The organism is Chromobacterium sp. FG89, from assembly GCF_057808735.1.
In genome coordinates this window covers 1-13,727 of sequence record NZ_JBMDIQ010000014.1, presented here as the reverse complement: position 1 = coordinate 13,727, position 13,727 = coordinate 1, and the positions used below count along the sequence as shown (strand labels likewise).

The window sequence follows — 13,727 nt, the reverse complement described above, 5'->3', positions numbered from 1 at the left end:
CGTTTGGCGCAATGACCGGGCACTGATTCAAGCGATACACAAGAAAACAAGCAATGGCTCAAAAATATCAAGCGGTCAAAGGCATGAATGACGTGCTGCCGGCCGAGTCCTATCAGTGGGAGTTCTTTGAAGGCAAGCTGCGCGAACTGCTGGCCGACTACGGCTATCAGAATATCCGCACCCCCATCGTCGAAACCACGCCGCTGTTCGTCCGCGCCATCGGCGAAGTCACCGACGTGGTGGAGAAGGAGATGTACACCTTCATCGACAGCCTGAACGGCGACAGCCTGACGCTGCGGCCCGAAGGCACCGCCGGCACCCTGCGCGCGGTGGTCGAGCACAACCTTCTGTACAATGCCACCCAGAAACTGTGGTACATGGGGCCGATGTTCCGCCATGAGCGTCCGCAGAAGGGCCGCTATCGTCAGTTCCACCAGATGGGCGTGGAAGCGCTGGGCTTCGCCGGTCCGGATATCGACGCCGAAATCATCGCGATGACCGCCGATCTGTGGCGTCGCCTGGGCCTGTCCCAGTATGTGCGCCTGGAAATCAATTCTCTGGGTAACCAGGAAGAGCGCGCCGCGCACCGTCAGGCGCTGATCGCCTATCTGGAACGGCATGTGGACATCCTGGACGAAGACGGCAAGCGCCGGATGTACAGCAATCCGCTGCGGGTGCTGGACACCAAGAACCCGGCGCTGCAGCAGATGGCCGACGAGGCGCCCAAGCTGTCCGACTACCTGGGCGAGGCGTCCCGCGCGCATTACGAAGGCTGGAAGGCGATGATCCGCGAACTGGGCGTCGACTTCGTGGAGAATCCGCGTCTGGTGCGCGGGCTCGACTACTACAACCAGTCGGTGTTCGAATGGGTGACCAGCGAGCTGGGCGCCCAAGGCACGATTTGCGCCGGCGGCCGCTATGACGGCCTGATCGAGCAACTGGGCGGCAAGCCCGCGGCCGGCATCGGCTTCGGCATGGGCCTGGAGCGCGTGGTGCTGCTATTGCAGGACAAGCAGCTCTTGCCGGCGCAACGCAGCGTCGACGTCTACCTGGTGAACCAGGGCGAGGGCGCAGGGCTGTACGCGATGAAGCTGGCGCAGACTTTGCGCGCCGCCGGTCTGTCGGTGGTGCAGCACTTGGGCGAAGGCAGCTTCAAGTCGCAAATGAAAAAAGCCGACAGCTGCGGCGCGCAGTTCGCCGTCATCGTTGGCGAAGATGAAATAAAAACGGGTCAGGCGGTGATCAAGGCGCTGCGCGCCGAGATGGACCAACACACTGTGGCGGCGGAAGCGGTGGCCGCCACGCTGATCTCACTGAAAGCTTAAGGGAGAGGGGCGCAATGGCGTTCGACTTGCAGGAACAGGAACAGATTGATTCGATCAAGGCCTTCTGGCAGCAGTGGGGCAAGCTGATCGCCGGCGTGCTGGCGGCGTCCGCCATTGCCTATCTGGGCTTCAAGGGCTACCGCTATTACCAGGAGCAGCAGGCGCAGAAAGCCGCGGCCGCTTACGAGAACATCGACGCGGCGGTGGCGTCCAAGGACATCGCCAAGCTGAAGTCCGCGGTGACGCTGTTGCAGAACGACTTCGGCTCTTCGGCCTACGCCACCCGCGGCTCGCTGATTCTGGCCAAGGCCGCCTTCGACAAGAACGAGCTCGCGCTGGCCAAGAGCCAGCTGGAATGGGTGCTGGCCAATAGCAAGGACGAAGCGGTAAGCGCCATCGCGCGACTGCGTCTGGCCTCCCTGTTGCTGGACCAGAAAACCTACGATGCGGCGATCGCCGAACTGAACAAGGCGCATCCGGCCGGCTTCGACGCGCTGTTCCTGGATTTGAAGGGCGACGTGCTGGTCGCCAAGGGCGACGCCGCCGCCGCGCGCGACGCCTATAAATCCGCTTTGGCCAAACTGGTGGGCGATTCCCCGAATCGCCAGTTCATCCAGACCAAACTCGACGCGCTGGGAGGCTGATCGCATGCGCCGCCAATTGTTGCTGACCGCTGTGCTGTCCTCCTCCTTGCTGGCCGGCTGCGCCAGCTGGTTTGAAAGCAATACCCAGTTCAAGCCCACCCCGCTCGTCGCGATCAAGCCCTTGCAAGGGCTAGAGGTCAAATGGACGACGGGACAGGCCGCGCCGGCCGCCGGCTTCCTGCCGGTCTACGCCAACGGCCTAGTGGTGAGCGCCGACGCCGACGGCCGCGTGCGCAGCATCGACTCCCTCAGCGGCCGCGTCAGCGCGGACGTGGATCTGAAGCGCAAGCTGAGCGCCGGCGTCGCCGTGGCCGGCGACATGGTGCTGGTGGGCACTCAGGACGCCAAGTTGCTGGCGGTGGAGCGCGCCAGCGGCAAAGTGCTGTGGCAGCAGCCGCTGACCAGCCTGATGCTGGAGGGGCCGCAAGTGGCCGGCGATATGGTGCTGGTGCGCACCAACGACGCGCGCCTGACCGGCTTCTCTCTGAGCGAAGGCGGCAAGCAGCTGTGGTCCAGCGGCAATGTGCTGCCGCAGCTGACCGTGCGCAACAACGGCTCGATGCAGGCGGTGGGCAAGGAGGCGGTGATGGTGGGGCAGGCCGGCGGCCGCCTGGACATCGTCAACCCGCAAACCGGCAACGCTTTGTGGCAGGGCGCGGTGGCCAACCCCCGCGGCGCCACCGAACTGGAACGGATGACCGACGTGACTTCGCGGCCGGTCTTCGACGCCGGTCAGGTGTGCGCGGTCGCCTATCAGGGGCGCGTGGCCTGCTTCGAAGCGCGTTCCGGCAATCTGTTGTGGGCGCGCGAAATCTCGTCCAGCCGCGGCCTGGCCGTGGACGGCCGCAATGTCTACGTCAGCGCGGAAGACGGTTCGGTCTGGGCGTTTGATCGCGGCACCGGCCGCAATATTTGGAAAACCGACGACCTGAAATATCGGGACGTCACCGGCCCCGCTCTGTTGGGCCGCTTTGTGCTGGTGGGAGATGGCGAAGGTTACGCCCATCTGCTATCCAATGAGAGCGGCAGCATCGTGGGCCGAGTCAAGGTCGGGCCCGCCCTGACCAATCAACCGGTGTCGCTGGGTTCGTCCGCCTTGATGCAAGGCAAGGACGGCCGTCTGGCGATGCTGACTTTGGGATAATAAAGCAGTACTCATGAAACCTACCGTAGCTCTGGTCGGCCGCCCCAATGTGGGCAAGTCGACCTTATTCAACCGGCTGACCCGCAGCCGCGACGCCCTGGTCGCCGACCAGCCCGGCCTGACGCGCGATCGCCACTATGGCCATGGCCGCGTGGGCGAAAAGCCGTATCTTGTGGTTGATACCGGCGGTTTCGAGCCGGTGGTGGACGAAGGCATTCTGTTCGAAATGGCCAAGCAGACGCTGCAGGCCGTGGACGAAGCCGATGCCGTGGTGTTCCTGGTGGACGGCCGCAACGGCCTGACGCCGCAAGACAAAATCATCGCCAACCGTCTGCGCCAGCTGCAGCGTCCGGTCTTCCTCGCCGTCAACAAGGCGGAAGGCATGCGGCACGCCATCGCCGGCGCCGAGTTCCACGAACTCGCGCTGGGCGAGCCGCTGGTGATCTCCGCCGCCCATGGCGACGGCGTGCGCGAATTGATGGAACTGGTGCTGGCGGACTTCCCGGAAGAAGTGGAAGAAGAAGCCTCGCGCCATCCCAAGTTCGCGGTGATCGGCCGGCCCAACGTCGGCAAGTCCACCCTGGTCAACGCCATCCTGGGCGAGGAGCGCGTCATCGCCTTCGACCAGGCCGGCACCACTCGTGACAGCATATATATTGATTTTGAGCGAGATGGCCATACCTACACCATCATTGACACCGCGGGCGTGCGTCGCCGGGCCAAGGTCAGCGAGATGCTTGAGAAGTTCTCGGTGATCAAGACCATGAAGGCGATCGAAGACGCCAACGTGGCGGTGCTGGTGCTGGACGCTCAACTGGACATTTCCGAGCAAGACGCCACCATCGCGGGTTTCGCGTTGGAAGCGGGCCGGGCGCTGGTGGTGGCGGTGAACAAATGGGACAACCTGGACGGGGAGCAAAAGGAAACGGTGCGTCGCGAGATCGCGCGCAAGCTGAACTTCCTGGATTTTGCAAAGTTCCATTACATCTCCGCCATTGAAGGCCGCGGCGTGGCAGACTTGTTCAAGTCCATCGACGAGGCCTACCGGGCGGCCATGGCCAAGCTGGCCACGCCCAAGCTGACCCGGGTGCTGCAAGTGGCGCTGGAGCGGCAGCAGCCGCCGCGCTCCGGTTTGATCCGCCCGAAAATGCGCTATGCGCACCAAGGCGGCCAGAACCCGCCCATCATCGTGGTGCACGGCAATGCGCTGGATGCGGTGCCGAACAGTTATACCCGCTATCTGGAACATACCTTCCGGAAGGTGTTCAAGCTGCAGGGCACGCCGCTGCGCGTACAGTACAAGTCTTCGGAGAATCCGTTCGACACCGACGACGGCAAGGAGAAGTCCAGAGCCAAGCCCAAGCCGATGTCCAAGATGCGCGGACGCGAAAAAGAAGTGCGTTACGGCAAGAGCGGCAAGGGCAGCAGCAGTAAAAAATAGTACGCCGGGATGTTTTCTGCTAATAATAAGCAGACAACCGGGCTGTAAGGTTCAGTTAATACAACAATCAACGATTCGGAGAATAACGAATGAGCTCTAAAGGGCAAATGTTACAAGACCCGTTCCTGAACATCCTGCGTAAGGAACATGTGCCGGTGTCCATCTACCTGGTCAACGGTATTAAACTTCAGGGTCAGGTAGAATCCTTTGACCAGTACGTGGTGCTGTTGAAAAACACGGTGACTCAGATGGTGTACAAACACGCCATTTCCACCGTCGTGCCCGCCCGTCCGGTCAATCTTCCCCATGAACACCCGGTGCAAAAGCAGGAGCAGCAAGACGCCTAAAGCGTTGCTGTGCTTGTGACCGGGCCGATCGGCCGCGCCAAACCGGCGCGGCTTGTCGGCCTTTTATCTTTTGCGCCCCAACTATGGTTTCCGAATAGTGTTTGATCGTCCCGACTTAGGCGACCAGGCGGTTCTGGTCTGTCTGGATTTTGGAGATGCCGATTACCAGGAAAACATCGCCGAGTGCGCCGAGCTGGTCAAGAGCGCCGGCGTAGAGGTGATGGGCGTGGTGCAGGGCAAGCGGCAGCGCCCGGACGCCGCGCTGTTCGCGGGCAAGGGCAAGGTCGAGGAAATCGGCCTGCTGGTGCGCGCCACCGATGCCAATGTAGTGATATTCAACCATGCTTTGGCGCCTGGCCAGGAGCGTAATCTGGAGCGGGCGCTGCAGTGTCGCGTCATCGACCGCAATAGCCTGATCCTGGACATCTTCGCCCAGCGCGCGCGCAGTCACGAAGGCAAGCTGCAAGTCGAACTGGCCCAGCTGTCGCACATGTCCACCCGCCTGGTGCGGGGCTGGACCCACTTGGAGCGCCAGAAAGGCGGCATAGGCTTGCGCGGCCCCGGCGAAACCCAGCTCGAAACCGACCGCCGGCTGCTCGGCATCCGCGTCAAGGCGCTGAAAGAGCGGCTGGCCCAGGTGCAAAAGCAGCGCAATACCCAGCGCAAGGGGCGCGGCCGGGCCGGTATCGCCTCGGTGTCCATCGTCGGTTACACCAACGCGGGCAAGTCCACCTTGTTCAACGCGCTGACCAAGGCGCGCATCTACGCGGCGGACCAATTGTTCGCCACGCTGGACACCACCAGCCGCAAGCTGTTCCTCAATCACCAGACATCCATCGTGATTTCGGATACTGTGGGCTTTATCCGCGATCTGCCGCACACCCTGGTGGCGGCGTTCCGCGCCACACTGGAGGAAACCGTGCGCGCGGATCTCCTGCTGCACGTGGTGGATGGCTCCAGCGATATGCGCGACGTGCAGATCGAGGAGGTCAACAAGGTGTTGGCCGAGATCGGCGCGGACGGCATTCCGCAGCTGCTGGTCTGGAACAAATGCGATCTGCGCGAGATGGAGCCGGAGATCGAGCGCGACGCGGCGGGTCGTCCGGTTTCGGTGCGGGTTTCGGCCCTGACCGGGGCCGGCTTGGAACTCTTGCGCGCGGCGATTGCCGAATGCGTGCATCCTTCCCAAAACAACCATAAAGACTATTACGAGCATGTCGCAGAATGACCCTAACCGAGGCCGCCGAGGCAATGAAGGGCCGCCGGACCTCGATGAAGTATTCCGCAACCTAAATCAGAAGCTGTCGCGGCTGCTGGGCGCCAAAGGCAGCGGCGCCGGCGGCAGTCCCGCGTCCGGCGTCAAACCGCCGTTCAAGGGCGGCGCCATCGCCGTGGTGGGCGTATTGGCGGCCTTGTGGCTGGCCAGCGGTTTCTACGTGGTGGACGCGCGCGAGCAAGGCGTGGTGCTGCGCCTGGGCAGCTTCAACCGGGTGACCGAGCCGGGCCTGCAATGGCACGCGCCGTTCCCGATTGAAAAGGTGGAGATCGTGAACCTGACCGAGGTGCGCAGCGTGGAAGTGGGCTACCGCAACACCGCCCAGACGCGAGTGGCGGAAGAGTCGCTGATGCTGACTTCGGACCAGAACATCATCGACGTCCAATTGTCGGTGCAGTACGACATCAAGGACGCGCGCGCCTTCCTGTTCAACAACGCCTCGCGCGAGCGGGACGCCAAGGACATCGTCAAGCAGGCGACCGAAACCGCGATTCGCGAAGTGGTGGGCCGCAACAAGGTCGACTTCGTGTTGAACGAAGGGCGGACGCAGATCGCGGTGGAAACCCAGAAACTGATTCAGGAAGTGCTGGATCGTTATTCGCTGGGCGTGCGCATCGCCAAGGTCAACATCAACGCGGTGCAGCCGCCCGAGCAAGTGCTGGCGGCCTTCGACGACGCGGTGAAGGCCGGTCAGGACAAGGACAAGCTGCGCAACGAAGGCCTGGCTTACGCCAACGAGGTGCTGCCCAAGGCCCAGGGTCTGGCCGCGCGCCTGCAGCAGGAGGCCGAAGCCTACGAGCAGAAAGTCGTTTCCCGCGCGGAAGGCGACGCTTCGCGCTTCAAGCAAGTGTTGTCTGAATACAACAAAGCGCCCAAGGTCATGCGCGATCGTCTGTATCTGGACATGATGCAGCAGATCATGAGCAGCACCACCAAGGTGGTGGTGGACCAGAAGGGCGGCAACAATCTCTTGTACCTGCCTTTGGACAAGCTGATCCAGCAGAGCAATCCGGGCGCTTCCGGCGCGGCGGCGCCCGCCGCCAGCGCGGTTCCGCAGCAGACGGAGCCGGCTGCGCCGGCCGCTCAGGCCGGCAATGCCAAAGGGGGGCGGGACGTGACCCGCGGGCGTGATTTTTTTGGGGCGGAGCGATAAGCAATGGATAGACTGATTCCGACTGTAGTTGCCATAGCCGGTGTGCTATTTGTTGCCAGCCTGTCGCTGTTCACCGTGGATCAGCGCCAATACGCGCTGGTTTTCCAGTTTGGCGAAGTGGTGCGCATCATTAAGGAGCCGGGCATTCAGTTCAAGGTGCCGCTGCTGCAGAACGTGCGTTACTTCGACCGCCGCGTGCAGACCATCGACGCCGAGGCGCCGGAACTGTTCAACACCCGCGAGAAAAAGAACGTGTTGGTGGACAGCTTCGTCAAATGGCGCGTGGTGGACGTTGAGCAGTTTTACAAGAGCGTGGGCTCTGAGGCCGCCGCTGTGGCGCGTTTGAAACAGACCATCAATGACGGGTTGCGCGCGGAATTCGGCCAAAAGATGGTTGCCGACGTCATTTCCGGCAAGCGCGATCAGGTGATGGATACGGTTCGCAAGCGCGCGGACGCGGATGCGCGTAAAATAGGCGTACAAATTCTCGACGTGCGCTTAAAACGAGTCGATTTTCCGGATAAAATAAGCAGTTCGGTCTTCGATCGCATGCAGTCCGAGCGCCGCACCGTCGCCAGCCAGTTGCGCAGCGAGGGCGCCGCGGACGCGGAACGCATCCGCGCCGAAGCGGACAAGCAGCGCGAAGTGGTGCTGGCCGAAGCGTATCGTCAGGCTCAGGAGCTGAAGGGCAAGGGCGACGCGAAGGCGGCGGCGATTTACGCCGAGGCTTACGGCAAGAACCCGGACTTCTACGCTTTCTGGCGCAGCATGGACGCGTACAAGGAGTCGTTCAAGAACAAGAGCGACGTCCTGGTGCTGGAGCCGAGCAGCGAGTTCTTCAAGTACTTCAAGAACCCGCAGTCGGGAGCGGCCAAGGCCAAGTAAGCGGCCAAGGCAGGCGGAAGACGCCGCGCAAGACAATCGAGTATGGAACACTGGCCGGGGCGACCTGGCCAGTTTGCTGATAACAAGGCGGGACGCTTCCCGCCTTTTATTCTGTTGAAAAGAATCATGCGTAATTGGCTGTTACCGGAATACATCGCGGATATTCTGCCCGCCACCGCGCGCCAGGTGGAGTCCGCCAAGGCGGCGATGCTGGAAGGCTTTCGCGTGGCGGGCTACGAGTTGGTGTTGCCGCCGCTGATCGAGTACATCGATTCGCTGGTCAGCGAGGAAGACGCTTCGCTCGAGCTCAAGACCTTCAAGCTGGACGATCAGTTGTCCGGCCGGCAAATGGGCTTGCGCGCCGACATCACGCCCCAAGTGTCGCGCATAGACGCGCACTTGCTCGGCGAGCGCACCGGCGTGACTCGGCTGTGCTACGCCGGCAGCGTGGTGCATACCCGGCCGGACGGCCTGGCCGGCTCCCGCGAGCCGCTGCAAGTGGGGGCGGAGCTGTACGGCTACGCCGGCATCGAGGCCGACCTGGAAATCATTGAGTTGATGCTGGGCGCCTTGGAGCGCGCCGGAGTGTCCGGTCTGCGGCTGGACATCGGCCATATGGCGATTTATCGCGGCATCGCTTCCGCCGCCGGTTTGTCGGCGGAGGCCAGCCGGGCGTTGTTCGCCAAGCTGCAGAGCAAGGACGTGGCCAGCATCCGCGAGTTGGTCCGCGATGTGGCCGAACCGTACCGCAGCGCTTTTCTGGCTTTGCCGGAGCTCTATGGTCCGATCGAGGAGCTGGACCGGGCGCGTTCCCGTCTGCCGTCCTTGCCCGAGGTGGAGCTTGGCCTGATGCAGCTGTCCGCTGTGGCCAAGGCGCTGGAGGGCCGGGTGGCCCTGAGCTTCGACCTGACCGAACTGCGCGGCACGCAGTATCACAACGGCCTGCTGTTCGCCGCCTATGCTGAGGGCTGGGCCGAAGAGCTGGCGCGCGGCGGCCGCTACGACAATGTGGGTCGTCGTTTCGGCCGCGCCCGGCCGGCCACCGGCTTCAGTCTGGATTTGCGCGACCTGATCCGCATCCTGCCGGAGCAAGGCTCGGTCAGGGGCATCCGCCTGGCCGCCAGGCACTGGCCGCAGGCGCGGGCTGAAGTGGCCCGTCTGCGCGCAGCGGGCGAAATGGTGGTGATTGATTATCTGGGCGAGTCCGCCCAGGCCTTGAATTGCGATCGCGAGCTGACTTCGGACGGCTCGGATTGGCATGTGGTTTCATTTAACTGATTTTTGAATCTGACTGAAGAAGAGGTTTTTTCCAATGTCCAAGAACGTTGTCGTGATCGGTACCCAGTGGGGTGATGAAGGCAAGGGCAAGATCGTTGACTGGCTGACCGACCACGCGCGTGCCGTGGTTCGCTTCCAGGGCGGCCACAACGCGGGCCACACTCTGGTGGTGGGCGGCAAGAAAACCGTGCTGCGCCTGATTCCGTCCGGCATTCTGCGCGACGATGTCGAGTGCTTCATCGGCAATGGCGTGGTGTTGTCTCCGGAAGCCTTGCTCAAAGAGATCGACGAGCTGGAAACCGCCGGCGTGAATGTCGCCGCCCGCCTGAAGATTTCCGAAGGCTGCCCGCTGATCCTGCCTTACCACGTCGCTCTGGACCAGGCGCGCGAAGCCGCCAAGGGCGCAGGCAAGATCGGCACCACCGGCCGCGGCATCGGCCCCTGCTATGAAGACAAGGTGGCGCGCCGCGCTTTGAAGGTGATCGACTTGTTCGATACCGCCCGCTTTGCCGAGAAGCTGAAGGAAAACGTCGAATACTACAACTTCATGCTGACCCAGTTGTTCCAGGCCGAGCCGGTGAGTTTCGACGTCATCCTGGCCGACACCCTGAAACTGGCCGAGCGCATCAAGCCCATGGTGGCCGATGTGTCCCGCACCCTGTACGACATGAACCAGGCGGGCATTCCGCTGCTGTTCGAAGGCGCGCAAGGCACACTGCTGGACATCGACCACGGTACTTATCCGTACGTGACGTCGTCCAACTGCGTGGCCGGCGCCGCGGCACCGGGCGCTGGCGTGGCTCCGCAAATGCTCAACTACGTGCTGGGCATCGTTAAGGGCTACACCACCCGCGTGGGTTCCGGTCCGTTCCCGACCGAGCAGGAAAACGAGATCGGCATGTTCCTGGCCAAGCGCGGCAACGAGTTCGGCTCGGTGACCGGCCGTCCGCGTCGCTGTGGCTGGTTCGACGCCGCCGCGCTCAAGCGCTCTATCCAGATCAACGGCGTGTCCGGTCTGTGCGTGACCAAGCTGGACGTGATGGATGGTCTGGAAGAGATCAAGCTGTGCGTGGGCTACACCCTGGACGGCGAGAAAGTGGACATCCTGCCGTTTGGTTCCGACGCGGTCAGCCAGTGCGTGCCGGTTTATGAAACCATGCCGGGCTGGACCGAAAGCACGTTCGGCACCAAGCGCTGGGAAGACCTGCCGGCCAACGCTCAGGCTTATCTGACCCGCATCGCCGAAGTGTGCGGCGCGCCGGTGGACATTATCTCCACTGGTCCGGACCGCGAAGAAACCATTGTGATGCGTCATCCTTTCGGTCTGTAAGCCCGATTCGACCCATCGACGGAAACCCGCCTGCAAGGCGGGTTTTTTCATGCCCGCGGCGGGCGTAGACTGTTTGGATTCTGGTTTCCGAAGGCAATATAAATGCAGCCATTGAATGTCGCCTTGGTGGGCTACGGCTACGCCGGCAAGACTTTTCACGCGCCCTTGATCGCCGCGGTGCCCGAGTTGCGGCTGGCGGCCGTGGTCAGCAGCCGGCCGGACGCGGTGCGGGCCGATTGGCCGCAAGTGCCGGTGCTGGCCGATTTGGAGCGGGCTTTGGCCGATCCGGCTATCGATATGCTCGTTATCGCCAGTCCCAACCAATTGCATTATCCGCAGGCGCGCGCGAGCTTGAAGGCCGGCAAGCACGTGGTGGTGGACAAGCCGTTCACGGTGACGCAGGCGGAGGCGAGGGAGTTGTGCCTGATGGCGGAGCGGCCGGGCGGCCCGCTGTTGTCGGTATTCCACAATCGGCGCTGGGACGCGGACTTTCTGGCGCTCAAGGCCTTGCTGGCCAGCGGCGAGTTGGGGCCGCTCAGCCATTTCGAGTCCCACTTCGATCGTTACCGGCCGCAGGTGCGCGCGCGCTGGCGCGAACAGGACCAGCCGGGTGCGGGGCTGTGGTACGACCTGGGGCCGCATCTGCTGGATCAGGTTCTGCAGTTGCTGGGCTGGCCGCAGACGATTTATGCGAGCTTGTCCAAACAAAGGGTCGGCGCGCAGGCGACGGATTACTTTCACGTTCAGCTGGGATATGGGGAGTGTCAGGCGGTCTTGCATGCCTCTTGCCTGGTCAGCGGCGGCGCTCCGCGCTTTAGTCTGCACGGCGGGCTCGCCAGCTACGTCAAGTTCGGCCTGGACGGCCAGGAGGAGTGCTTGAAGCGGGGCGGCCGCCCCGGCGAGGCGGGCTGGGGCGCGGACCTTGCGCCCGGCGTCTTGTACCGCCAGCGGGACGATGAAGCCCTCAACGAAACTCGGCCGTCCCCTTCGGGCGATTATCGAGATTATTACCGGGCGGTGGCGCTTGCCGCGCGGGGCTTGGGCGCCAACCCGGTGACGGCGCGGGAGGCGTGTCAGGTGATGGCCTTGCTGGAGTTGGGGGAGAGGAGCGCGCGGGAGGGACGGCGCCTGTTTTGCCTGCCGGAGGCTTGAGCGAGCCCGTTTCACCTTCGACATCATTTGCGCGGCCCAGGTCCGTCGTTCCGGCGGCGGCGGGTGCTACACTGCTGTTTCCATTTCCAGAAGTTTGATCGTCATGCAGCTCAAGCTCGCCGCCGGCATGGTGACCCCGTTGATCGTGGCCACCGCCTTGTTCATGGAAAACATGGACGCCACCGTGATTTCCACCTCTTTGCCGGAGATCGCGCGCGATCTATTGGTGGATCCAATTGGCTTGAAATTGGCGCTGACGTCTTATCTGGTCAGTCTGGCCGTGTTCATTCCTATCAGCGGTTGGATGGCGGACCGTTTCGGCTCGCGGCGTATTTTTCGCGCCGCCATCGCCGTTTTCGTCGCGGGTTCCGTATTGTGCGCGCTCAGCAATACATTGGGCGGCTTTGTGTTGGCGCGCTTTGTGCAGGGCATAGGCGGAGCGATGATGGTGCCGGTGGGGCGCTTGGTGATTCTGCGCACCACCGCGAAAGCGGACTTGGTGCGGGCGCTCAGCTATCTGACGATGCCCGCCTTGCTGGGGCCGGTGATTGGACCGCCCTTGGGCGGTTTCATCAGCACCTATCTGCATTGGCGCTGGATATTCTTGATCAATATCCCGATCGGTGTGCTCGGCTGGGTGCTGGCAAGGCGTCATATCGAAGACTTGAAGGACGAACACGTGCCGCCGCTGGATTGGCTGGGCTTTGCCCTGAGCGGCGTGGGCCTGTCCTTGCTGATGCTTGGCCTGGCCTCCGAGGGCAAGCATTTGGTCTCGGCGCAATGGTCCGTCGTGCTGGCGGCGACAGGCGTGGGCTTGCTGTGGCTTTATCTGCTGCATTACCGCCGCACAGCTCATCCCTTGCTGGATTTGTCCTTGCTGCGGCTGTCGACCTTTCATGCCGGCGTGGTGGGAGGTTTCGTGTTCCGCGTCGGCATTGGCGCCACGCCTTTTTTGCTGCCGCTGATGCTGCAATTGGGTCTGGGCCTCAATCCCTTTGTCTCCGGCTTGTTGACCTGTTCCACCGCGGTGGGCGCCATCTTCATGAAGACCTTGGTGATGCGCATCTTGCGGCGCTACGGTTTTCGCCGGGTCTTGATGGCCAATAGCGTGCTCGCGGGTCTTTCCATCGCCGCGTACGCGTTGTTCTACGAGGCGCCGAGCTATGTCTGGATGTTGCTGGTCTTCGTGCTGGGCGGCTGTCTTCGCTCCTTGCAGTTCACCAGCCTGAACGCGATCTCTTTTGCCGAGGTTGAGCCGGCCGGCATGAGTCATGCCACCAGTCTTTCCGGGGTGGCGCAGCAGCTGGCGGCGGGCTTGGGGGTGACGGTGGGGGCCTTCGTCGTGCAGGGGGTGAGTCTGTTGCAGGGACATGTGCGCTTGACCGTGGTCGACTTCGCCTGGGCTTTCGCCATCATGGGCGCCTTGACCATGTTGTCCAGCCTGATGTTCGCCTCGCTGGATCCGCGCGCTGGCGAAGAGATGGCTTCGCGCTGAGAAGGGGGAAAATGCAAAACCCCCGTTGATCATAAATCAACGGGGGTTTATTGGTGCCCAAGAGAAGACTCGAACTTCCACACCCTTGCGGGCGCTAGGACCTGAACCTAGTGCGTCTACCAATTCCGCCACCTGGGCATAAAACTTAAATTGTTTTGCTGCTCGACTACGATATAAACATCATCGGAGCCGTTGAAACTGTTGGTGCCCAAGAGAAGACTCGAACTTCCACACCCTTGCGGGCGCTAGGACCTGAA

The 13,727-nt window shown here is 62.6% G+C and carries 12 protein-coding genes and 1 tRNA gene; 12 read left to right on the top strand and 1 reads right to left on the bottom strand.

What is annotated here, in order from left to right; genetic code table 11:
- Nucleotides 1–53: 53 nt before the first annotated feature.
- The 12 genes from hisS to ACODRW_RS14670 all read left to right on the top strand — a co-directional run bounded on the left by hisS (nt 54) and on the right by ACODRW_RS14670 (nt 13,470).
- Nucleotides 54–1,325, top strand: coding sequence for a histidine--tRNA ligase (hisS, locus tag ACODRW_RS14725; RefSeq protein WP_488906070.1), 1,272 nt, complete (start codon nt 54–56; stop codon nt 1,323–1,325).
- Nucleotides 1,326–1,339: 14 nt separating this feature from the next.
- Nucleotides 1,340–1,969 (top strand): YfgM family protein, encoded by a 630-nt coding sequence (locus ACODRW_RS14720; protein WP_488906069.1) that lies wholly within the window; start codon nt 1,340–1,342, stop codon nt 1,967–1,969.
- A gap of 4 nt (nt 1,970–1,973) precedes the next feature.
- Nucleotides 1,974–3,113 (top strand): outer membrane protein assembly factor BamB, encoded by a 1,140-nt coding sequence (gene bamB / locus ACODRW_RS14715; protein WP_488906068.1) that lies wholly within the window; start codon nt 1,974–1,976, stop codon nt 3,111–3,113.
- Nucleotides 3,114–3,126: 13 nt separating this feature from the next.
- A complete protein-coding gene (der, locus tag ACODRW_RS14710) occupies nt 3,127–4,554 on the top strand; it encodes a ribosome biogenesis GTPase Der (protein WP_107798560.1) in 1,428 nt (475 codons plus the stop codon).
- 89 nt (nt 4,555–4,643) lie between these two features.
- Complete coding sequence (gene hfq / locus ACODRW_RS14705) at nt 4,644–4,901, top strand: RNA chaperone Hfq (RefSeq protein ID WP_039756760.1); 258 nt, start codon at nt 4,644–4,646, stop codon at nt 4,899–4,901.
- A 97-nt stretch (nt 4,902–4,998) separates the two neighbouring features.
- Nucleotides 4,999–6,129, top strand: a complete 1,131-nt coding sequence (gene hflX, locus ACODRW_RS14700) for a ribosome rescue GTPase HflX (RefSeq protein ID WP_107798561.1) — start codon at nt 4,999–5,001, stop codon at nt 6,127–6,129.
- A complete protein-coding gene (gene hflK / locus ACODRW_RS14695; protein ID WP_227104357.1) occupies nt 6,116–7,330 on the top strand; it encodes an FtsH protease activity modulator HflK in 1,215 nt (404 codons plus the stop codon). The genes hflX and hflK overlap by 14 nt, the downstream gene beginning before the upstream one ends.
- Before the next feature lie 3 nt (nt 7,331–7,333).
- Nucleotides 7,334–8,215, top strand: a complete 882-nt coding sequence (gene hflC, locus ACODRW_RS14690; RefSeq protein WP_081547400.1) for a protease modulator HflC — start codon at nt 7,334–7,336, stop codon at nt 8,213–8,215.
- A gap of 126 nt (nt 8,216–8,341) precedes the next feature.
- Nucleotides 8,342–9,493 (top strand): ATP phosphoribosyltransferase regulatory subunit, encoded by a 1,152-nt coding sequence (locus ACODRW_RS14685; protein WP_253315651.1) that lies wholly within the window; start codon nt 8,342–8,344, stop codon nt 9,491–9,493.
- A gap of 34 nt (nt 9,494–9,527) precedes the next feature.
- Nucleotides 9,528–10,823, top strand: a complete 1,296-nt coding sequence (locus ACODRW_RS14680; protein ID WP_488906067.1) for an adenylosuccinate synthase — start codon at nt 9,528–9,530, stop codon at nt 10,821–10,823.
- A gap of 102 nt (nt 10,824–10,925) precedes the next feature.
- Nucleotides 10,926–11,975 (top strand): oxidoreductase, encoded by a 1,050-nt coding sequence (locus ACODRW_RS14675; protein WP_488906066.1) that lies wholly within the window; start codon nt 10,926–10,928, stop codon nt 11,973–11,975.
- A 103-nt stretch (nt 11,976–12,078) separates the two neighbouring features.
- Nucleotides 12,079–13,470: an MFS transporter gene (locus ACODRW_RS14670; protein WP_488906065.1), complete on the top strand. Its 1,392-nt coding sequence runs from the start codon at nt 12,079–12,081 to the stop codon at nt 13,468–13,470.
- 51 nt (nt 13,471–13,521) lie between these two features.
- Here the strand turns inward: ACODRW_RS14670 and ACODRW_RS14665 are convergent.
- Nucleotides 13,522–13,608 (bottom strand) — tRNA-Leu (locus tag ACODRW_RS14665).
- Between the last annotated feature and the right edge of the window lie 119 nt (nt 13,609–13,727).